This is a genomic window from Kitasatospora sp. NPDC023176, assembly GCF_055560495.1.
The window spans coordinates 56,639-77,294 of the sequence record NZ_JBVHIP010000019.1; the positions used below are offsets into that span (position 1 = coordinate 56,639).

Annotated in this window: 12 protein-coding genes; 7 read left to right on the forward strand and 5 right to left on the reverse strand. The window is 73.8% G+C overall.

Annotated elements, in window-relative coordinates:
• The first annotated feature begins 50 nt into the window (after positions 1-50).
• The 3 genes from ACZ3YL_RS24460 to ACZ3YL_RS24470 are packed head-to-tail and all read left to right on the forward strand — an operon-like array spanning position 51 to position 6,080.
• Complete coding sequence (locus tag ACZ3YL_RS24460; protein WP_465659850.1) at positions 51-3,293, forward strand: non-ribosomal peptide synthetase; 3,243 nt, start codon at positions 51-53, stop codon at positions 3,291-3,293.
• Entirely contained in the window at positions 3,290-4,519 is a 1,230-nt protein-coding gene (locus ACZ3YL_RS24465; RefSeq protein WP_188309467.1) for an NAD(P)/FAD-dependent oxidoreductase, read from the forward strand. Before ACZ3YL_RS24460 ends, ACZ3YL_RS24465 begins: the two co-directional genes overlap by 4 nt.
• Before the next feature lie 22 nt (positions 4,520-4,541).
• Positions 4,542-6,080 carry an AMP-binding protein gene (locus ACZ3YL_RS24470; protein WP_465659851.1) on the forward strand — a complete coding sequence of 513 codons (1,539 nt, stop codon included), beginning with the start codon at positions 4,542-4,544 and terminating at the stop codon, positions 6,078-6,080.
• Between the two features lie 52 nt (positions 6,081-6,132).
• Here ACZ3YL_RS24470 and ACZ3YL_RS24475 read toward each other — a convergent pair whose 3' ends face one another.
• Positions 6,133-8,511, reverse strand: coding sequence for a non-ribosomal peptide synthetase (locus ACZ3YL_RS24475; protein WP_465659852.1), 2,379 nt, complete (start codon positions 8,509-8,511; stop codon positions 6,133-6,135).
• Entirely contained in the window at positions 8,508-9,887 is a 1,380-nt protein-coding gene (locus ACZ3YL_RS24480) for a condensation domain-containing protein (protein WP_465659853.1), read from the reverse strand. The genes ACZ3YL_RS24475 and ACZ3YL_RS24480 overlap by 4 nt, the downstream gene beginning before the upstream one ends.
• A 302-nt stretch (positions 9,888-10,189) precedes the next feature.
• Here ACZ3YL_RS24480 and ACZ3YL_RS24485 point away from each other — a divergent pair, with 302 nt between their 5' ends.
• The 3 genes from ACZ3YL_RS24485 (at position 10,190) to ACZ3YL_RS24495 (ending at position 14,495) form a co-directional block, all read left to right on the forward strand.
• Positions 10,190-12,652, forward strand: coding sequence for a non-ribosomal peptide synthetase (locus tag ACZ3YL_RS24485; protein WP_465659854.1), 2,463 nt, complete (start codon positions 10,190-10,192; stop codon positions 12,650-12,652).
• Positions 12,653-12,666: 14 nt separating this feature from the next.
• Complete coding sequence (locus ACZ3YL_RS24490) at positions 12,667-14,064, forward strand: serine hydroxymethyltransferase (RefSeq protein WP_465659855.1); 1,398 nt, start codon at positions 12,667-12,669, stop codon at positions 14,062-14,064.
• A 218-nt stretch (positions 14,065-14,282) separates the two neighbouring features.
• A complete protein-coding gene (locus ACZ3YL_RS24495; RefSeq protein ID WP_465659856.1) occupies positions 14,283-14,495 on the forward strand; it encodes an MbtH family protein in 213 nt (70 codons plus the stop codon).
• Between the two features lie 66 nt (positions 14,496-14,561).
• Here ACZ3YL_RS24495 and ACZ3YL_RS24500 read toward each other — a convergent pair whose 3' ends face one another.
• Together ACZ3YL_RS24500 and ACZ3YL_RS24505 are read right to left on the reverse strand one after the other, a co-directional pair.
• Positions 14,562-15,215 carry an FMN-binding negative transcriptional regulator gene (locus ACZ3YL_RS24500; protein ID WP_188309460.1) on the reverse strand — a complete coding sequence of 218 codons (654 nt, stop codon included), beginning with the start codon at positions 15,213-15,215 and terminating at the stop codon, positions 14,562-14,564.
• Between the two features lie 128 nt (positions 15,216-15,343).
• Positions 15,344-16,645, reverse strand: a complete 1,302-nt coding sequence (locus ACZ3YL_RS24505; RefSeq protein WP_317621475.1) for a lysine N(6)-hydroxylase/L-ornithine N(5)-oxygenase family protein — start codon at positions 16,643-16,645, stop codon at positions 15,344-15,346.
• 418 nt (positions 16,646-17,063) lie between these two features.
• Between ACZ3YL_RS24505 and ltaE the strand changes: the two genes are divergently transcribed.
• Positions 17,064-18,113: a low-specificity L-threonine aldolase gene (gene ltaE / locus ACZ3YL_RS24510; protein WP_465659857.1), complete on the forward strand. Its 1,050-nt coding sequence runs from the start codon at positions 17,064-17,066 to the stop codon at positions 18,111-18,113.
• A gap of 42 nt (positions 18,114-18,155) precedes the next feature.
• Here ltaE and ACZ3YL_RS24515 read toward each other — a convergent pair whose 3' ends face one another.
• Positions 18,156-20,624: a SpoIIE family protein phosphatase gene (locus ACZ3YL_RS24515; protein ID WP_317621474.1), complete on the reverse strand. Its 2,469-nt coding sequence runs from the start codon at positions 20,622-20,624 to the stop codon at positions 18,156-18,158.
• Positions 20,625-20,656: the final 32 nt, after the last annotated feature.

The following is a 20,656-nucleotide window of genomic DNA, read 5'->3' on the forward strand; positions in this document are numbered from 1 at the left end:
AGGGTAGTCTCGCCGGGTCTTGCACTGATGAGAGCCGGGGGATCAGTCCAATGCACGACCGTGTCGTTCCGATCTCGCCGCAACAGCGGAGGTTGTGGCTGCTGCACAACCTCCATCCGCGGCTTCCGCTCTACAACGGCCCGGTGGCGCACGAGATCCGCGGAGAACTCGACGTTCCGGCGCTGGAACAGTCGATCCGTGCACTGATATCCCGTCATGCCGCCTTACGCACCGGCTTTTCCGTGATGGACGACCAACCCGTCCAAGTGATAGCCGACCGGCTGGAGTTCAGCCTTGCCGTGCACGACCTGAGGGGGGATCCCGATTCCCTCCGGGCCCGGGTGCGGGAGGCCGCCGCGACGCCCTTCGACCTGGAACGCCCCGGGCTCTTCGACATCCGGCTGTTCCGCTCGGCGGACGACGCCTGGACGCTGCTGGTGAACCTGCACCACATCGTCACCGACGGCTGGTCGAACGCGGTGATCAGCACCGAGATCGGCCGGGACTACGCGGCCGCCCTGGCCGGCCGCCCGCTGCCGGTCGCGGAGACGGGGAACGGCTACGGCGCGTACGGCGTCGCGCTGGCCGAGCGGCTGGCCGGTGGACTGGCGGAGCGTCAGCTCGCCTACTGGGCCGAGCACCTGGCCGACGCCCCCGACCTGCTGCGACTCCCGCTGGACCGCCCCCGCCCGGCCCGGCAGCGCTTCCACGGCGAACTGCTGCCCATCGCGCTCGACGCCGCCCTCATCGAGCGGGTGCGGCAGACCGCGGCCCGGCACCGGACCACGGACTACGTGGTGCTGCTGGCCGCCTTCACCCTGCTGATGCACACCTACACCGGCGAGCGGGACGTGGTGGTCGGCGCGCCGGTGTCCACCCGGGACGACGCGGCCCTCGACGAAACCGTCGGATTCTTCGTCAACATCCTTCCGCTGCGCAGCCGGAGCCGGATCGGCGAGAGCTTCTCGGAGTATCTCCAGCGTTGTCGCGCGACGTTCATCGGCGGTTTCCGCAACCAGTCCGTTCCTTTCGACGACATCGTCAAGATGACGGCCAGTCAGGGATCCGTCAGCCACTCGCCGTTGGTGCAGGCGGTATTCGGATACCACCAGGAGCCGGCGCCGGCCCTGCCATTGGACGGCCTGCGGACCAGCCACTGGAACGTGCCGACCGGATTCGTCCAGACGGACCTGGAGTTCGACCTCACGCGGGCCGCGGACGGTTCCGTGACGGGCGTCATCGCCTATGACAGCGACCTCTTCGACGAGGCCACGATCGCCCGGCTGGGCGCGAACTACCGTGCCCTGCTGGAAGCGGCGCTGGCCGATCCGCAGACACCGCTGGCCCGGCTCGAACCGCGTTCCGCGGCGGAAATCCGGCTCGCCGGCGAGGTGAACGCGACCGACGCCGAGTTCCCGGCGGACGCCTGCCTGCACGAGCTGTTCGAGGCCCAGGCGGCGCGCACCCCGGACGACGTCGCCGTGGTCTCGGAAACGGCCCGGCTCAGCTACCGGGAACTGGACGAGCGGGCCGAGGCGCTGGCCCGGGAGCTGCGGGCCCGGGGCGTGGGCCCCGAGCGGGCGGTGGGCATCTGCCTGGAGCGCTCGGTGGAGCTGGTGGTCGGGCTGCTCGGCATCCTGAAGGCCGGCGGCGCCTACCTGCCGCTGGACCCGGCCAGCCCGCCGGCGAGGATCCGCCAGATCCTGGCCGACGCCGGAGCCCCGGTGCTGCTGGCCGCCCGGGCCCTGGGCGAGGAGATCGACGCGGCCTCGGCCGGCGCCGAGACGCTCGACCCGACGGCCGGCGCCGAACCGCTCGACCCGACGACGCCTCCCGACGCCCCGGTCTCCGCCCCGGCCTGCGCCTCGGCGTTCGAGGCCCCGCACCCGGAGAACCTGGTCTCGGTGTACTACACCTCCGGCTCCACCGGCATGCCCAAGGGCGTGGCCAGCCGGCACCGCGGCTGGGTGAACCGGATGGTCTGGATGCAGCGGCAGCACCGGCTGGCCCGTGGTGAGACCGTGCTGCACAAGACGACGCTGACCTTCGACGACTCCGCCCTGGAGATCTTCTGGCCGCTGTCCGTCGGCGGCCGGGTGGCGGTCCTCGAACCCGGCCGCCACCGGGACCCGGTGGCGGTGCTGGAGGCCGCCACCCGCTACGAGTCGGTGTACCTCCAGGTCGTCCCGAGCATGCTGAACGCGGTGCTCGACCTGGTGGAGCAGGCGCCCGACCGGGTGCCGCCCCGGCTGCGGAACACCACCTCCAGCGGTGAGGCGCTCACCGCCGCGACCGTCGAGCGCTTCCACCGGCTGATGCCGGGCGCGCTGCACAACACCTGGGGCGCGACCGAGGTGTCGATCGACTCGACCTGCCACACCTGCGGCCCGGCCGACGAGACCGCCGCCGGACCGGTGAGCCTGGGCCGCCCGTTCGACAACAACACCGTGCACGTGCTGGACCGCGAGCTGCGGCCGGTCCCGGTCGGCGTGGTCGGCGACCTCCACATCGGCGGCCTCGGCCTGGCCCGCGGCTACCTCAACGACCCGGCACGGACGGCCGGTGCCTTCCTGCCCGACCCGTTCCGCCCCGGCGAGCGCCTCTACCGCACCGGCGACCAGGGCTTCCTGCACCCCGACGGCGCCTTCCGCTTCGTCGGGCGCAGCGACCACCAGGTGAAGATCCGCGGCATGCGGGTCGAACTCGGCGAGATCGAGACCGTGCTGCTCGGGCACCCGCAGGTGCGGGAGGCCGTGGTGGTGGTCGCGGCCGAGGGCCCGGCGCAGCGGCTGGTGGCCTTCGTCACCGCCGCCGACCCGGCCGACCCGCCGGGCTTCGAGGCGGTCCGCGAGCACGCCAAGGAGTGGCTGCCGCACTACATGATCCCGGCCCAGCTGGTGGTCGAGCGGGCCTTCCCGCTGAACGCCAACGGCAAGGTGGACCGCCGGGCACTCACGGTGCCCGAGCCGCCGGCCGGTTCGCAGGCCGCCGGGAGCGAGGCGCCGCGGACGCCGTCCGAGCAGTTCGTCGCCGGGGTGTGGCGGGAGTTGCTCGGGGTCGAGCGGATCGGCGCCGAGGACGGCTTCTTCCTGCTCGGCGGGCACTCGCTGATCGCCACCCGGTTCACCGCGCGGGTGCGCCAGCGGCTGGGCGTGGAGTTCCCGCTGGTCACGCTCTACTCGGAGCCGACGGTACGGGCGACGGCCAGGACCCTGGAGGAGCTGGTCACGCGGAAGCTGGCCGCCGACGCCCGGCCGGCCGCGGCAGGAGAGCCCGCGGAGGCCCAGGCGTGAGCGGAGGCTGGGACGCCGTGGTGGTGGGCGCCCGGGTCGCCGGCGCCGCCACCGCGCTGCTGCTGGCCCGCAGCGGCCACCGGGTGCTGCTGATCGACCGGGCGGCCTTCCCCTCGGACACCGCCTCCACCCTCTACATCCACCAGCCCGGGGTGGCCAAGCTCGCCGAGTGGGGCGTGCTCCCGGCGCTGCTGGACTCCGGCTGCCCCGCGCTGGACACCATCGGCTACGAGGTCGGCGGCGTCCGGCTGGCCGGCCCGGCGCCGGTGATGCCGGGTGCGCCGGCCGCCTTCGCGCCGCGCCGCCGGGTGCTGGACCAACTGCTGGTCGACGCTGCCGTCAAGGCGGGCGTGGAGTTCGCCGACCGGGCCAACCTCCAGGAGCTGGTCCACTCCGACGGCCGGGTCACCGGGGTGCGCTTTCGCACCGCGAGCGGGGTGCGCACCGAGCACGCCCGGCTGGTGGTCGGGGCCGACGGGATGCGCTCCCGGGTGGCCCGACTGGTCGACGCCCCGGTCGAGTCGGGCGACCCACGGGCCAGCTGCGTGTACTACACCGGCTGGACCGGCCTCAGCACCGGCTTCGGCTTCCACGAGAGCCCCGGGAACTGGATCGTCCGGATCCCCACCCACGACGACCTCACCCTGATTTCCACCTACTTCCCGCAGGACCGTTTCACCGAGATCAGACAGGACCCGTTCCGCCACCACTTGGCGGCCGTCCGCGCCACCGCGCCCGGGCTGTACCAGCAGCTCACCGAGGCGGAGCAGGTCGAGCCGATCATCGGGACGGGCGACCAGCAGAACTACTTCCGCCGCGGGCACGGCCCCGGCTGGGTGCTGGTCGGCGACGCCGGGCACCACCTGGACACCATCAGCGCCCGCGGCATCACCAACGCCCTGCTCCAGGCCGCCTTCCTGGCGGAGGAGCTGACCGTCGATCCGGCGGACCCGGTACGGCTGGACGCCGCCCTGGCCCGGTTCACCCGCCGCCGCGACGAGGCGCTGACCGAGCCGTACCAGAGCACGCTGGAGCTGGCTCGGCTGACCGTCACGCCCGCCCGGCTGCGGATGCTGCGCGAGATCGCCGAGTCGCCCGCACTGACCGGCCGCTACTTCGCCGTCGTCGCCGGGATGCTCGGCATCGACGAGCTCTTCGACGACGAGGATCTCGACGACGACGAGCTCTTCGACGACGACGGTCCCGATGACGACGACGTGTGCTGATCCCACCCCTGGAGGAACCGCAATGAGTCCCGCTCCACTCTCGCTCTGGGGCGGCGAGTCCCGACCGCCCTGCCTCCTGGCCGCGTTCGAGGAGCAGGCCCTCGCCAGGGCCGGGGAGACCGCCGTCGTCGACGGTGGTCTGAGCCTGACCTACGGCGAGCTGCTGGCCCAAGTCCGGGGCATCGCCGAGGGCCTGGCCGCGGCCGGGATCGGCCCGGGGGACCGGGTCGCCGTCACCGGCCGGCGCAGCGCCGCGGTGGTGGCCGCGATGCTCGGCACCATGTGGGCCGGCGCCGCCTACCTGCCGCTGGACCGCGAGTACCCGGCGGCCCGGCTCGCCCACATGCTCAAGGACAGTGGCGCCGGCCTGCTGCTGTACGCGGACGAGCCACCGGAGTTCGAGGTGCCGGTGCCCAGCCTGCCGATCGCCGGCCTGCCGACCACCGGCACGGCCGACCCGGTGGACTGCCGGCCCGAGCTGTGGACGTACATCATCTACACCTCCGGTTCCACCGGTCTGCCCAAGGGCGTCGCCGTGCCGCACAGCTGCCTGGACACGATGGCCGACTGGCAGCGCAACCACTCCGTCCGGCCCGAGCTGCGCACCGCCCAGTTCGCCCCGCTGAACTTCGACGTCTCCTTCCAGGAGGTGCTGGGCACCCTGTGCGGCGGCGGCACGCTCGTGGTGGTGCCGGAGGAGCTGCGCCAGGACCCGTTCGAGCTGCTGGAGTGGCTGGGCGAGCACCGGATCGAGCGGCTCTTCCTGCCGTACGTCGCGCTGCAGATGCTCGCGGTGGCCGCCGCCGAGGAGGAGTCGCTGGACCACCTGGCGCTGGCCGAGGTCAACGCGGCCGGGGAGCAGCTGGTCTGCACCCCGGACATCCGGGCGCTGTTCGCCCGGCTGCCGCAGTGCCGGCTGAACAACCACTACGGGCAGAGCGAGTCCGCGATGGTCACGGCGCACACCCTGACCGGCCCCAGCGACTCCTGGCCCGCCCTGCCGCCGATCGGCGCGCCGCTGCCGGGCTGCGAGCTGCTGATCGACCCGCTGGACGCGGCCGAGCCGAACGTCGGCGAACTGCTGGTGGCCGGTGCGCCGTTGTCGCCCGGCTACCTCAACCAGCCGGAGCTGAACGCCCGGCGCTTCGTCAGCGTCGACCCGACCCCGCAGGGGCACACCGCGGCCTTCCGCACCGGCGACCTGGTCCGGCTGGCGGACGGCGAGGTGACCTTCCTGGCCCGCCGGGACAAGGACGTGAAGATCCGCGGCTACCGGGTCAACCTGCTGGAGGTCGAGGTGCGGCTGCTGGAGCTGCCCACCGTCTCCGCGGCCGTCTGCGTCGCCCTGGACGACGGGCAGGGCTCGCGCTCGCTGCACTGCGCGGTGACCGTCGACGCGGGCGCCGGGCCGCTGGACGGCGCCCGGGCGGCGGAGGAACTGCGCCGCCACCTGCCGGATCCGTACATCCCGCGCTCCTTCAGCACGGTGGCCGTGCTGCCGCGCACCCACAGCGGCAAGGTCGACCGGGACGCGGTGGCCCGCACGCTCGCCGGGCGCTGACCGTACGCCGAAAGGGCCGGCTGGGAGGCCGGCCCTTTCGGCGTGCCCGGCCTCAGCGCAGCGACGGCCGGGTGCTGGTGCCGCGCCGCTCGGTGACGATGGCGGCGACCGCGGCCACGGTGTCGGCGGCGATCAGGTCGGCCACCTTCAGCGCGGTGCCGAACCGCCGGTTGAGCCGTCCGACGACCTGGATGGCGGCCAGCGAGTTGCCTCCCAGGTCGATGAACGAGGCGGCGGCGCCTGGGACTTCGGGCAGGCCCAGGACCTCGTGCCAGGTCTCGCCGACGGCGGTGCGGACGGCCGGGTCGGCGGGGCGCTCGGTCGCGGCGGGGGCGGTCGCGGCCTCGGCGGCGAGCCGTTCCAGCTCCGGTCGGGCGATCTTGCCGTTCTGGTTCACCGGCAGCTCGGCGAGCGCGAACACCCGGGCCGGGACCATGCTCTCCGGCAGCCGTTCGCGCAGGTGGGCGCGCAGCTCCTCGACGGAGGCCCCGGCGGTTCCGGCCACCGAGACATAGGCGGCCAGTGACTGGGCGATGCCCGCCGCGTCGCGCACCGGCACCACGACGGCGTCCGCCACCGACGGGTGCTCGCGCAGACAGGACTGGATCTCGCCCAGCTCGATCCGCACGCCGCCGATCTTCACCTGGTGGTCGACCCGGCCGATCAGCTCCAGCTCGCCGTCCGCCCGCAGCCGGGCCAGGTCGCCGGTGCGGTACAGCCGGGCGCCGGGGACGGCGGAGAACGGGTCGGGCAGGAAGCGCTCGGCGGTGAAGGCGGGCCGGTCCTGGTAGCCCCAGCCGACGCCCAGCCCGCCGAGGAACAGCTCGCCGAGCTGGTCCACCGCGGCGGGCGTGCCGAAGGCGTCCAGCACGTGGGCGCTCTGGTTGGTCATCGGCCGCCCGTACGGGATCGAGCGCCAGCGCGGGTCGACGGCCGTGACGTCGTAGTAGGTGCTGTCCACCGAGACCTCGGTGGCGCCGCCCAGGCTGATGAAGCGGGCCTGCGGGAAGGCCCTGCGGACGGCCTCGGGCTGGGCCAGCGGGATCCAGTCCCCGCCCAGCAGGAAGGCCCGCAGCGCGCCGGCCCGGCCGGTGCCCCAGGTGCGCAGGAACTGCGCCAGCGAGGACGGGACGGAGTGCCAGACGGTGATCCCGGCGTGCTCGACCAGCTCGGCCCAGTGCTCGACGTCGTTCTCCCGGCCGCGCTCGGGCAGCACCAGCGTGGCGCCGGTCATCAGCGCGGCGAACACGTCGTAGACCGTCATGTCGAAGCTCGGCGAGGAGACGCCGAGGATCCGGTCGCCGGGGCCGAGGCCGTAGCGGGCGCTGAGGTCGAGGATCATGCTGGTCCGGCCGACGTGGTCGAGCAGGGCGCCCTTGGGCTCGCCGGAGGAGCCGGAGGTGAAGATGACGTAGGCGAGGTCCCGGCCGGTCACCGGGACGTCCGGGCGGGGCTCCCCGGCGGTGGCCGACGGCGGTTCCCCGACCGGGCCGAGGACGATCACCGGGACCTCTTCGGTGCTGCCGTCCGCGCCGTTGGCGGCGCCCGCCGTGTCGGCGACCACCACGTCCACCCGGCCCAGCCGGTGCAGCACCGCGCGGCGGTGGGCGGGCAGCATCGGGTCCAGCGGGACGAAGGCCGCGCCGGTCTTCAGCGCCGCGTACGCCGCCACCACCAGCTCGACGCCGCGGGTCGCCGCCACGCCGACCCGGCCGCCGATCCCCACCCCGAGCCCGGCCAGCCGGGCGGCCAGGGCCTCGGCCCTGGCGTCGAGTTCGCCGTAGCTGAGGCTCACCGGGCCCTGGACCACGGCGATCCGCTCCGGGGCCGCGGCCGCCTGCCGCTCCACCCGGTGGTGCAGGCAGACCGGCTCGGACAGCGGTGGCTGCGGGCGGTTCAACTCCGCGACCAGCTCCCGTTCGGTGGTGGTCAGGTGGTCGACCCGGTCGATCCGGAGCTCGTCGGGGGCGTCGAGGCAGGCCGCCAGGTGGGCGGTGATCCGGGTCAGCGCCTGCGCGTCGTCGGGCCGGGCGGCGGCCCGCAGCCGCAGCGTCCAGCTGCCGTCGGCGGCGGGGGAGAAGGCGAACACGGCCGGTGAGGACTGGGGATCGACGGACAGCTCCAGCCCGCCCCGGAAGCCCGTCAGGTGCCGGGCGAAGACGGCCCGGCAGGCTCCGAGGGTGGGCGTGGAGGATCCGGTTCCGGCCAGTTCGGCGGGCTCGGTGCGCCAGGCCGTCCACTCCCGGGTGGCGTCGGTGCGGCCCCAGACGGTGACCGGCCGCAGGCCGCCGTAGCGCAGCAGCAGCGCGCACAGCCCGGCGGCGAGGTCCGAGGGCGCGGCCGCCCGCAGGCCGGTCAGCGGCCCGGACTCGACGGCGTCGGTGTGGTCGCTCCACAGCACCGGGAGGACGGGATCGGCGTGCTCGGTCATGTCGCGGCTCCAGGGTCTCCGGGGTGGGAATCGGATCGGGTGCGGGCGAGCAGCCGGGAGGCGCGGGCACCGGGGCGCTCCACGGCCGCCCGGAGCAGCCCCCGCAACTGGTCGGCCAGGCCGGCGGCCCACGGCGCGTCGAACGCCTCGGTGGAGTACTCGATGCTGAGCAGGAAGTCCGGGCCGTCCTCGATGAAGGTCACCGTGGCGTCGAAGGCGTGCTGCCCGGGGTACAGGTCGACGTCCTCGCAGGCCACGCCCGGCAGTTCCGGGCGGCCCGGGGAGCTGCCGCCGGTGCGCAGCTGCAGGGTGACCCGGGCCAGCGGGTTGCGGCCGGGGCTGCGGGCGGGGGCGAGGCGGCGCACCACGGTGGCGAACGGCACCTCGTGGTCGATGGCCCGCAGATTGGCGGCGTTCAGCCGGGCGGCCAGCTCGCAGAAGGCCGGGTCGTCGGCGAGGTCGGTGCGCAGCACCACCATGTTGACGAAGTAGCCGATCAGCGGTTCGAGTTCCGGCTCGCCGCGGCCCGCGAGCAGGGTGGCGAAGGCGGTGTCGGGGCGGCCGGTGCGCTCGGTCAGGGCGAGTGAGAAGGCCGCGCCGAGCCACGAGAACAGCGACACCCGGGCGGCCCGGGCCAGCTCGGTGAGGGCGCGGCGCAGCCCCGGGTCCAGGCGCACCACCAGCCGGTCGGCGGCGAAGGACGGCCGGCGGGGGCGCGGGCGCCCGTCCGCCAGGTCGACCGTCGGCGCGTCGCGCAGCGCCTCCGCCCAGTGGCCGAGCAGTTCCTCCAGCTCCGGGCCCTGGAAGCAGTCCCGCTGCCACCGGGCGTACCGCCGGTAGGGCACCGGCAGTTCGGGCAGCGCCGCCTCCGGGTCCGTGCCGGCCAGCAGCGCCGCGTACCCGGCGGACAGTTCGTCGGTGAGCACCCGCAAGGACCATCCGTCGGTGGCGATGTGATGCATCACCAGGCTGAGCACGTGTTCCTCCGGGCCGAGCCGGAACAGCCGCAGCCGGAACGGCCGGCCCGCCGCCAGGTCGAAGGGCTCGCGCGCCTCCCGGTGCAGCGCGGCCGCCAGCTCGTCCCCGTCGGCGACCTCGTACAGCGGCAACTCGGCCTCGCCGGGCGGGAGGACCTGCTGGTACGGCTCGCCGTCGTCCTCCCGGAAGGCGGTGCGCAGCACCTCCTGGCGGCGCACCACCACCGTCAGCGCGGCCCGCAGCAGATCGGTGCGCAGCGGGCCGCGCAGCCGGAAGGCGAGCGGGACGTGGTAGGCGGCGGTGCCGGGCGCCAGCTGCTCGAACATCCACAACGCCTCCTGACCGGAGGACAGTTCGTACCGCTCGGCCGGGTCGGTCGCGCCGACGGAACCGGGCATCGTGCTCCCATCGCTGGAGGGGGTCGGGGCGTTCGGAGGGCCGGGGCGAGTGCCGGGGCGGAGTGCAGGGGCGGAGGGCCGGCGCGTCGCCGTGCCGCCCGGGGCGTCGGGGCGGAAAGGGCGGGCCGGCCGGCGGGCGATCAAGGACCAGTCTGTCAGCGATGCGCACGCTGCGGAAGATCCTTCCGGGCGGAGGGCCGGAAAACTCCGGGGCGAAAGGAAGTTGGTTGTCATCCCTCGACGGGTGAGGTATCCCTTGATCCAGAACCTGTCCGGTGCATGCTCACTCTCGGGAGTCTCCAATGACCGGCCCACACACCGCCGGTGGCCTCGTCACGACGGCGGCCGTCGGGATGGTGCGGTTGCCGTGCGACCGGTGGCTCGCCGATCAGCCGGTCAGCCGCAGTGCTTCGGGTACGCACCCGCTCCCGGCGCCGGTCCTGGCACGCTTCCTGAGCCTCGGTCAGGAGCTGGGCGGCAGCCCGGACACCGGGCTCGCGGCCGTCCTCGCCGTCCTGCTGCACCACTACGGCGGCCAGGACGAGGTCATGGTCACACTGGAGCGGCCGGACGGCCCCGACGAGGCCCGGATCACGGTCGCCGACGAGGCGAGCCTGCGCCGGATCTGGCAGGACCTCGGCCCTGTCCGGCCGATCGTGCCGGGCAGATCGACCGGACAGGACCTCGGCACCCGACCCGCCGGGCCGGGCCCGGAGTCGGACGCCCCGCTGACCGTGCTGCTGCGCGCCGACGGCCCGGGCGCCGCGCTGGAAGCCTCGTACGACCCGGCGCTGCTGGACCGACCCACCGCCGAACGCGTGCTGGCCCACGCCGCCCGGCTGTTGGAGGCGCTGGTCACCGACCCCGACGCCCCGGCCCGGCGGGCCCGGTTCGGCTCGGCGGAGGAACGCGAGCGGATCCTCACGGACTGGAACGGCACCCGGACGCCCTATCCGGACTCCACCGTGGTGGCCGCCTTCGAGGAGCAGGCCCGGGCGACCCCGTCCGCGCCCGCCGTCGAGTTCGAGGGCGAGCTGCTCAGCTACGCCGAACTCGACCGCCGGGCGGGTCTGGTGAGCCGCCGGCTGCTGTCCGCCCAGGGATCCGGCTTCGTCGGCATCCACCTGGAGCGCTCGACCGAGCTGGTGGTGGCGATCCTCGGGGTGCTCAAGGCCGGGCTCGCCTACCTGCCGCTCGATCCCGAACTGCCCGCCGAGCGGGTGCGCCACCTGATCGAGGACTCCGGCGCCCGGACGGTGCTGTGCCGCCCCGAGGACCTCGAAACGTTTCCGGGCGTCACCGCGCTGACCGTCCGACAGGCCGTCGAGGACCCGGGGGAGGCCGTCGGGCGCCCGGAGATCACCGGCGACACCCCGGTCTACCTGATCTACACCTCCGGCTCCACCGGCCGCCCCAAGGGCGTGCTCAACCGGCACGCGGGCGTCTTCAACACCGTCCACTGGCGCCGGCAGCGCTTCGACCTCACCCCCGCCGACCGGGTGCTGCAGAAGACCCCGTTCGGATTCGACGTCTCCGCCTGGGAGTTCCTCTGGCCGCTGGTCTCCGGCGCCTGCCTGGTGGTGGCCCGCCCGGGCGGTCACCGGGACACCCGCTACCTCAAGCGGACCATCCGCGACCGGGGCATCACCGTCGTCCACTTCGTGCCGTCCATGCTGGACGCCTTCCTCGAAGAGGACGAACTGCCCGAGCACTGCGCCGGCCTGCGGCTGGTGTTCGCCAGCGGCGAGGCGCTCACCCCGTCGACCGTCCGGGCCTTCTTCGAGCGGCTGGACTGCGAACTGCACAACCTCTACGGGCCCACCGAGGCCTCCATCGAGGTCTCGCACTGGCAGGCCACCCGGGAGTTCGCCGGGCGTGACGTACCGATCGGCCGGCCGATCGCCAACACCGGGCTGTACGTTCTGGACGAGCGGCTCGAACCGGTGCCGGTCGGTGTGGTGGGCGAACTGTGCATCGGCGGGGTGCAGGTCGCCCTCGGCTACCACCGGCAGCCGGAGTTGACCCGGGAGCGGTTCGTTGCCGACCCCTTCACCCCGGGCGGCCGGCTCTACCGGACCGGCGACCTCGCCCGGCACCGCACCGACGGGCGGATCGAGTACCTCGGGCGACTGGACGACCAGGTCAAGATCAGCGGGTTCCGGATCGAACCGGGCGAGGTCGAGACCGTGCTGCGCGGCCTGCCGGGCGTCGCCCAGGCCGCCGTGCTCCCGGTCGGGCCGGACGGCGCCCGCCGGCTGGCCGCCTTCCTGGTCCCGACCGCGCCGGGTGCCCTCGACCCGGAGCGATGCCGTTCCGCGCTCGCCGGGCTGCTTCCCGGCTACCTGGTCCCCAAGCAGTTCACCGTGCTGGCCGCGCTGCCCACATCGGCCAACGGCAAGCTCGACCGCCGTGCCCTGGCCGACCTCGCCCAGCCGGCCGCTCAGCCCCAGGCCCAGCCCCAGAACCAGGCCCAGCCCCAGGCTCAGGCCCCCGCCGACGACGCCGGGGAAGCCGGGGAGACCGAGGACGCCGAGGACACCGGATCCGGACTGGAGCCGGCCCTGCGCGCGCTGTTCGCCCAGTCGCTGGGCGTCGCCGAGGTCGGCCGCCACGAGGACTACTTCGAACTGGGCGGCCACTCGCTGGCCGCCGTGAAGCTGGCGACCCGGATCCGGGCCGCGCTCGGAGTGGACCTCGACGTCTGGACCCTGTTCGACTTCCCCACCGTGGCCGCGTTGGCACGCGAACTCGCCCGGCCACTCTGACGAAGGACGATCCCATGTCAGCTTCACCCGCCCCCGCCCGCGCCCCGGAGGACGCCGAGGAGGCCGACGACTCCGAGGACATCGTGCGCGACCTGCTGCTCACCGGCGCCGAGCGGCTCGCCGCCGACGACCCGGAGCTGCACCGGGTGCTGGCCCGCGAGCAGGCCCGGCAGAACGCCACCCTCTCCCTGGTGGCCTCCTCCAGCGTGGTCGACCCCTCGGTGCTGGCCGCGCAGGCGTCCACCGCCGTGAACGTGACGGCGGAGGGCTACCCGGGCCGCCGCTACCACGCCGGCTGCGGTGTCATCGACGACATCGAGCGGCTGGCGATCGAGCGCGCCCGGAGCGTCTTCGGCGCCCGCTACGCCAACGTCCAGGCGCACTCGGCGACCACCGCCAACTACGCCGTCCTGTCCGCCCTGCTGGACCCGGGGGACACCCTGCTCGGGATGACCCTGGCCGAGGGCGGCCACCTGACCCACGGCAGCCCGGCCGCGTACGCCGGGCAGTACTTCGACGCCGTCGGCTACGGGCTGGACGCGGACGGGCTGATCGACTACGACCAGGTGGCCGGGCTGGCCCGGGAGCACCGCCCCCGGGTGATCATCTGCGGGGCGACGGCCTACAGCCGGATCGTCGACTTCGCCCGGTTCCGGGCCATCGCCGACGAGGTCGGCGCCTACCTGATGGCGGACATCTCGCACGTCGCCGGGCTGGTCGCCACCGGCCTGCACCCGAGCCCGGTCGACCACGCCCACATCACCACCGCCTGCACCCACAAGCAGCTGTTCGGCCCGCGCGGCGGCCTGATCCTGGTCGGCCGGGACCACGACGCCCCGGCGCCCAGGGGCAACGGCGACCTCGCCGCCTTCCTCCAGCGCGCGATCTTCCCGTACTACCAGGGCGCCCCCGCGCTGAACGCCATCGCGGCGAAGGCCCGCGCGCTGGCGATCGTGGCGACCCCGGGCTTCGCGGCCACCACCGGGCGGATCGTCGCCTTCTCCCGCGGCATGGCGGCCGAACTCGCCCAGCGGGGCTACCCGATCGTCTCCGGCGGCACGGACAACCACACCGTCCTGGTGGACCTGCGGGCCCGCGGCCTCAGCGGCCTGGTGGCCGAGGAGGCGCTGGAGGAGTGCGGGATCGTGGTCAACAAGAACCGGGTGCCCGGCGACACCACCCCGCCGCTGGTCGGCGGCGGGGTGCGGCTCGGCTCCAACAGCGCCGCGCACCGGGGGATGGGCGGGCCCGAGGCGGCCCGCTGCGCCGAGCTGATCGACACCGTGCTGTCCGCCGTCACCACGCTAGGGCCGCGCAGCTACCTGCTGTCCGACGACGTCCGCTACGCGGTCTCCTCCCAGGTCGCCGAACTGGCGGCCAAGTTCCCCCTGCCCGGCTACCCGATCGACTAGGGCCTGTCTTCACACTCCCGTCGTCCGCCCGGAGGGCGGGCGGGGCGGCGGTGGGGTGCGTGCATCGCAAGGCGGAGGAGGACGACAATGCAGCGCATTGGCAACCGACGACAACGCGGCGAGGTGCGTGGCCCGGCGTCGCCCCGCAGGCGGGAGTTTGAAGACAGGCCCTTGGCCCTGTCCGGGCCTCTCCCAGGCCCCCAACGGAAGGAACGCACATGAGCGAGCTCGACGACGACCGCCGGCACCTGGTGGTCCTCAACGACGAGGAGCAGTACTCCGTCTGGCCGGCCGAGCGGGACGTCCCGGCCGGCTGGCGGGTCGAGGGCTTCGCGGGGACCCGCCAGGAGTGCCTGGACCACGTGGCGCAGGTGTGGACGGACATGCGCCCGCTGAGCCTGCGGCGCGCCATGGACTCCGCCCAGGGCTGACCCGCCCGGACGGGAACGCCGGAGGCCCGGGGCGGTACCCGCCCCGGGCCTCCGGCGTTCTCCGGCTCAGCCGGCCTCGGTGCCCAGCCGCAGCGCCCGCATGGTGTCGGCCACCTCCCGGTGCAGCCCCGAGCCGCTGTCGGCGAACCGGTCGATCACCCGCTGCCGGACCTCGGCGTCCTTCTCCTGGCTCAGCTTGAACATCGCCTCGACCTTGGTCACGGTGAAGTGGATGCCGCCGACCGCGCCCACGATCTGCCGGTGGTACTCCAGCGAGGGGGCGAGCGGCATCTTGTCCCCGAACCGGTCCTCCAGCGTCTGCGCGGTGGTGTGGACGATGGTCAGGGTCTCGTCGTCCCCGGCGAGTTCCACCGTGCCCTCCAGGTGGACCGCCACGTAGTTCCAGGTCGGCGAGACCATCGGGGCGGAGTAGAGGGTCGGCGTGACGTAGCCGTCCGGGCCGTGGAAGACCAGCTTCGCCGGGCCGCCGCCGTCGGCGACGAGCTGCCGGAAGTGCGGGTTCGCCCGGGTCATGTGGGTCCACAGGCGCATCCCGAGCAGCGGGCTGCCGACGGTGGTGTCCGGCGGCACGATCACCGGGATGTGGGTGGCGTTGGGCGTCGGGTGCCCGTTGCTGGTGAGCACCGCGAGCGGATGCCGCTCGACGACCCGCAGCGGCCAGTCGTCCCCGTCCACCTGGTAGAGCTTCGGCGTGAACACTCGTCCTTCTCCCTCTCAGCGGTTCGGCGCTGCGGCGTTGCGGCATGCCGGCGTTCAGGCGTGCCGGTGTTCCGGCGTGCCGGTGGCCCGGCGTCCGGGCGTGCCGGTGACCCGGCGCGGCGCCCCGGTCAGCCGGACAGCGCCTTGACGAGCATGTCGCCGATCTCCCCGGCCCGGACGGCGGAGAGCGACAGCAGGGTCTCGGAGAGCCCGTGGCTGTGCTCGCCGAAGCCCTGGACGTAGATCCCGCACCGCACGCCGTCGTCGGTGACCACCCGGTGCTCCCGGTCCAGCCGCAGCCGGCCCTGGTCGTCGAACCGGCAGTGCGGCAGCAGGCCGTCCAGGAACACCGCCGGATCGGTGCGGGTGTACCCGGTCGCGCACACCAGCGCCTGCGCCTCGATGACGGTGCTGGTGCCGGAGGACAGTGATTCGACGTCGACCCGCAGACCGTCCGGAGTTTCCGCCACTTCGCGGATCCGGGAGACGTTGTGGAAATGCAGCCGGGGCTTTCCGGCCACCTTTTCCAGATACGCCTGCCGGAACAGCGAGTTCAGCAGATCGGCGTCCACCACCGCGTAGTTGGTACTGGCGTGATATTCGACGAGGCGCTGTCGGACGTCGTCCGGCGCGGTGTGGAAACGGTCCACCGCCTCGGGATTGAACACCTGGTTGGCGAACGGGCTGTCGTCGGCGACGCTGAAGCCGTACCGGGCGTGCACCGAGTGCACCTGCGCCCGAGGGAAGCGCGCGTGGAGGTGCTCGATCGCCTCCGCCGCGCTCTGGCCCGAGCCCAGCACCACGAAGGAGCGCGGGTCCTGCGGCGCGATCCGCTCCACCTCCGGCAGGAACCCGGAGGTGTGCCAGATCCGGGCCGAGACCGGCAGTTCGGCGGGCAGCCGCGGCTCGATCCCGGCGGCGACCACCAGGTGGCGGGCGCGCTGGACCTGCCGGGTGCCGTCGGCCGCGACGAAGACCACGTCCAGGAACTCGATCCCCTGCTCGCCGGTGACCGGCTCGACCGCCACCACCCGCGACCCGTAGGAGACGAGGTCCGCGAAGCTCTCCGCAACCCACTCCAGGTAGTCGTGGAACTCCACCCGCAGCGGGTAGGCGGACTTGGTGTTGATGAAGTCCGCCAGCCGGTCCTTCGCCTGCAGATAGCACAGGAACGAGTACGGACTCCGCGGATTCCGCATCGTCACCAGGTCCTTGAGGTACGAGACCTGCATGGTCGCGCCCTCGATCAGCATGCCCCGGTGCCAGCCGAAACGCGGCTGCGCCTCGAAGAAGCGCGCGGTCACCGGGGCCCCGTCGGCGGTCTCCGCGATGGCGGCCGCGAGGGCCAGATTCGAGGGGCCGAAGCCGATTCCGGCCACGTCGACGATGCCGGTTCCGGCGACCACGCCGGACCGCTGCCGCTCACCCACGGACTTCCCTGCTCTCTCCCTTTTGGGGATGGCCTTGTCTGGGTCGACGCCGAGTCAGGCCGACCGATGACGGTGCTCAGGGCAGCACGCTGCCGCGACTCCTGATCACTCCATGACAGTAGGAGCTGCCCACCGGCTGTGCAAGCAAAAGAATGAACTCACGATCAATCGAGCTGACTTGGCGTTCTTCCGGCGAGGAGATCAAGACCACCCTTGACGGCGGATCGGCGCGCTGAATAGCATCCGAAGAGTTCGAGGTGGGGGCTGTCCGCACCCCAAGTCGGCGACTCGGCAAATGAGTTCGTCACCGGCTATCCGAACTCCATTCACTGACTTTCCATCAAGAACCGACCGGGCAGGGTTTCGCGCGTGCGGGGATCCGCGACCGCACCGTCCTGGAACGAGAGGCCTTCCCGCCGTGATCGAGCTGCGCAGCGACACCTTCACCCTGCCGACGCCCGCGATGCTCACCGCGATGATCGGGGCGCGGCTCGGCGACGACGTCTACGGCGAGGACCCGACGGTCAACGAGCTGGAACGCCGCTCCGCCGAACTCACCGGCAAGCAGGCGGCCTGCTTCTTCCCGAGCGGCACCATGGCCAACCTGGCCTCGATCATGGCCCACGCCCCGCGCGGCACCAAGGCCGTGGTCGGCGCCGAGAGCGACATCTGGCTGTACGAGGCGGGCGGCGCCGCCGTCTGCGGCGGAGTCGTCTACGAGCCGGTGCCGAACCAGGCCGACGGCACCATCGCGCTCGCCGACCTCGCCGCCGCCTTCCCGGACGACCCGGACGACCCCCAGTTCGCGCTGCCCTCGCTGATCTGCCTGGAGAACACCCACAACCGCTGCGGCGGGATGGTGCTGCCGCTGGACTACCTGGCGGAGGTGCGCCGCTTCGCCGACGAACGGGGCGTCGCGGTGCACCTGGACGGCGCCCGGGTGGTCAACGCGGCGATCGCCGCCGGGGTGGAGGTCGCGGAGATCACCGCGCACGTCGACTCGGTGCAGTTCTGCCTGTCCAAGGGCCTCGGCGCACCGGTCGGCTCGATGGTGGCCGGCAGCGCGGAGTTCGTCGGGAAGGCCCGCCGGCTGCGCAAGATGCTCGGCGGCGGGATGCGCCAGGCCGGGCTGCTGGCCGCCGCCGCCCTGGTCGCCCTGGACACCCGGGAGCGGCTGGCCGAGGACCACGCCAACGCCCGGCGGCTGGCCGAGGGGCTGGCCGTGCTCCCCGGCGTGGAGCTGGACGTGGACACCGTCGCGACCAACATCGTCATCTTCGAGGTCACCGACGAGCGGTTCAGCTGGCGCACCTTCCTGGACGCGCTGGCCCACCACGGCGTGGCTGCCACCGAGTTCGGCCACGGCCGGATCCGCCTGGTGGTCCACAACGGGGTGAGCGCCGAGGACGTGACGGCCGCCGTCGCCATCGTGGCCCGGGTGCTCAAGGAGGGCCCGGTGGCCGGCTGAGCCCGGCGCTCTGCTGAGCCCGGCGGGCTGAGCCGGCCGGGCTCAGCGGACGGCCACCCCGACCAGGCAGGTGTCGTCGTCGGTGTCGGCGCTGCTGTACTGCAGCAGGTGGTCCAGGTGCCCTTCGAGACCGTCCGCGCTGTCGGCCGACAGCCGGTGGGCCCGTTCGGAGAGGGTCATCAGGTTGCTCAGCGACGCCTGGAGCGACTCGTCCCGGCGCTCGATCAGTCCGTCGGTGTACATCACCAGGGTGTCCCCGGCCTCCAGGACGAACTCGTCCTCCTGGTAGTCCGCCTGGTCCAGGGCACCGAGCAGGATCCCGCCGAGCTGCGGGAGGGTCCGCGCCCGGCCCTCGCGCAGCAGCACCGGCGGCGGGTGGCCCGCGCGGGCCCAGCGCAGCCGGCGGGTGGCGGGTTCGTAGAGTCCGCAGACCGCGGTGGCGGTGACGTTGTCGGTGAGGTGGTGGGTGACGCTGTTGAGCCAGTTCAGCAGCTGGGCCGGCCCGGCGCCGGTGGCGGCCAGGCCGCGCAGGGCGTTGCGCAGCGCGACCATGCCGGTGGCGGCCTCGATGCCGTGCCCGGCGACGTCGCCGACGCACAGCAGCACGTCGCCGGTGGGCAGGACGAGGGCGTCGTACCAGTCGCCGCCGACCAGGTGGTCCTTCTCGGCGGGGCGGTAGCGCACGGCCACGTGCAGGTCGTGGAGGTCCAGCGGGCCCCGGGCGGGCGGCATGATGGCGTGCTGGAGCTGGAGGGCCAGCCGGCTGCGTTCGGCGGCCTGCTGCTCGCTCTGGGCGAGCTGGTCGCGGGTGGCGGCCAGGGCGACCTCCGTCCAGTGCTGGGCGGAGATGTCCTGGTAGGCGCCGCGGACGACGCGCAGTCCGCTGCCGGGGTCGTGCACCGGCTCCGCCACCACCCGGATGTGCCGGGTGACCCCGTCGGGGCGTTGCAGCCGGAAGGCGGTGGAGGCCGGTCGCCGGTGGTGCAGCAGGGTGCGCAGGAAGCGGCCGATGGTGTGCCGGTCGTCCGGGTGGGCGTGTTCGGCGAGCTGCTCGAGGGAGATCGGCTGCGAGCCGGGAGCCAGCCCGTGCAGCTCGAACAGGGTCTCGTTCCAGGCGATCTGGCGGGTCCCCAGGTTCTCCTCGAAGCCGCCGATCCGGCCCAGGCGCTGGGCGTGCTGGAGCAGCCGGGCGACCCGCGGGGTGCCGTCGTCGAGCCGCCAGACCACCACCAGGTGGGTGCCGTGCCGGCTGATGCTGACCTGGGCCCGGGTGGTCAGCGGCACCCCGTCGACCAGTGCGGCGAGCCGCATCTCCTGGGTCCGGAAGGGCTCGCCGGTGGCGAAGACGTGCTCGATCATCTCGGCCAGGCCGCCCGGCTCGGCCGCCAGCGGGTACGCCTCCAGCAGCCGCCGGCCCACGATGGCCACGGTGGGGCGGCCGGCGAAGTCCACGAAGGACGGGTTGACGTGCCGGACCACGAACCGCGGCGGGAGCTCGTCGCCGTCCGGGGCCACCCGCAGGACCAGGCAGGGGTCGAACAGTCCGTCGGTCAGCTGCCGCAGCTCGTCGAACCGGGCGTCGGTGGGGTCGGTGGTGGAGAACTCCTGGCCGTCCCAGGACTCCAGGGTCGCGGCCGCGACCTCCGCGAGTGCCTCGAACTGCCGCTGCAGCGGCTGGGAGCGCTCGGGGAGCTCCTCGCGCCAGCAGATCTCCAGCACGCCGATCAGCCGGCCGCCGACGCCGGCCGGAACGGCCAGCCGGCCGCCCCGGACGTCGTGCTGGCCGATCGAGGGGAGCGAGGCGTCGGCGAGGGTGTGGTAGGCGACGGTGCCGCGTTCGTCCAGGGCCCGGCGGGCCGGGGTGGGGACGCCGGGTGGGACGTGCCGCCAGTGGCGGGCCTCGTCCGGCTGGAAGCCGGCACTGCCCGCCAGGGACAGCGAGAGGTCGGGGTGGGCGGCCCAGACGGCCACCGCGGCCACGCCGAGCGGGCGCAGGGCGTGCTCCAGCATGGAGCGCGCCGCCGTCGCGGCGTCGCCGCCCGCGAGGGTGTCCGCCTCGATGCTGCGCAGCCGCCGTGCGACCGGTTCCGCGGGCTGGACCGCCGTCCCGGCGACGAACTCGCGGGCGAGCGCGGAGATCCGGTCCGCCGCGACCTGGTTCACCAGGTCGGCGGCCAGCGCCAGGGTGGTCACCCCGGCCTGGGCGGCGAGGCCCTCCAGCTGCCGGGCGGCCTCGGTGGGGCCGCAGCGCAGGCGTTCCACCAGGACGCCCACGGCGAGTTCGACCACGGCGCGGCCCGCCGAGTCGGCCTGGGCCTGGTCCAGCTCCTGGCGCAGCCGATCCACCGTGCTGGCGAGCCGGCCCATCGCCGTCGCCGTGCGGTCCGCCTCCCGGCCGGCCGGTGGCTGCGGGTCGTCCGGGGTCCGCTGGGCGCCGACCCGGGGGAGGACGGGGCCCGGGTCGGCCGCCGGGGTGTGGTCGGCCGCGGGTTGCTCCTGGGGGTGCTGCACGGTGGTGGGCTCCTGGGTCGTGGACTGCGGCT

Bases quoted from the DNA above. Each gene is read 5' to 3' on its own strand.
- ACZ3YL_RS24460 (WP_465659850.1), top strand. From the start codon at position 51: ATGCACGACCGTGTCGTTCCGATCTCGCCGCAACAGCGGAGGTTGTGG.
- ACZ3YL_RS24470 (WP_465659851.1), top strand. From the start codon at position 4,542: ATGAGTCCCGCTCCACTCTCGCTCTGGGGCGGCGAGTCCCGACCGCCC.
- ACZ3YL_RS24475 (WP_465659852.1), bottom strand. From the start codon at position 8,511: ATGACCGAGCACGCCGATCCCGTCCTCCCGGTGCTGTGGAGCGACCAC.
- ACZ3YL_RS24480 (WP_465659853.1), bottom strand. From the start codon at position 9,887: ATGCCCGGTTCCGTCGGCGCGACCGACCCGGCCGAGCGGTACGAACTG.
- ACZ3YL_RS24485 (WP_465659854.1), top strand. From the start codon at position 10,190: ATGACCGGCCCACACACCGCCGGTGGCCTCGTCACGACGGCGGCCGTC.
- ACZ3YL_RS24490 (WP_465659855.1), top strand. From the start codon at position 12,667: ATGTCAGCTTCACCCGCCCCCGCCCGCGCCCCGGAGGACGCCGAGGAG.
- ACZ3YL_RS24495 (WP_465659856.1), top strand. From the start codon at position 14,283: ATGAGCGAGCTCGACGACGACCGCCGGCACCTGGTGGTCCTCAACGAC.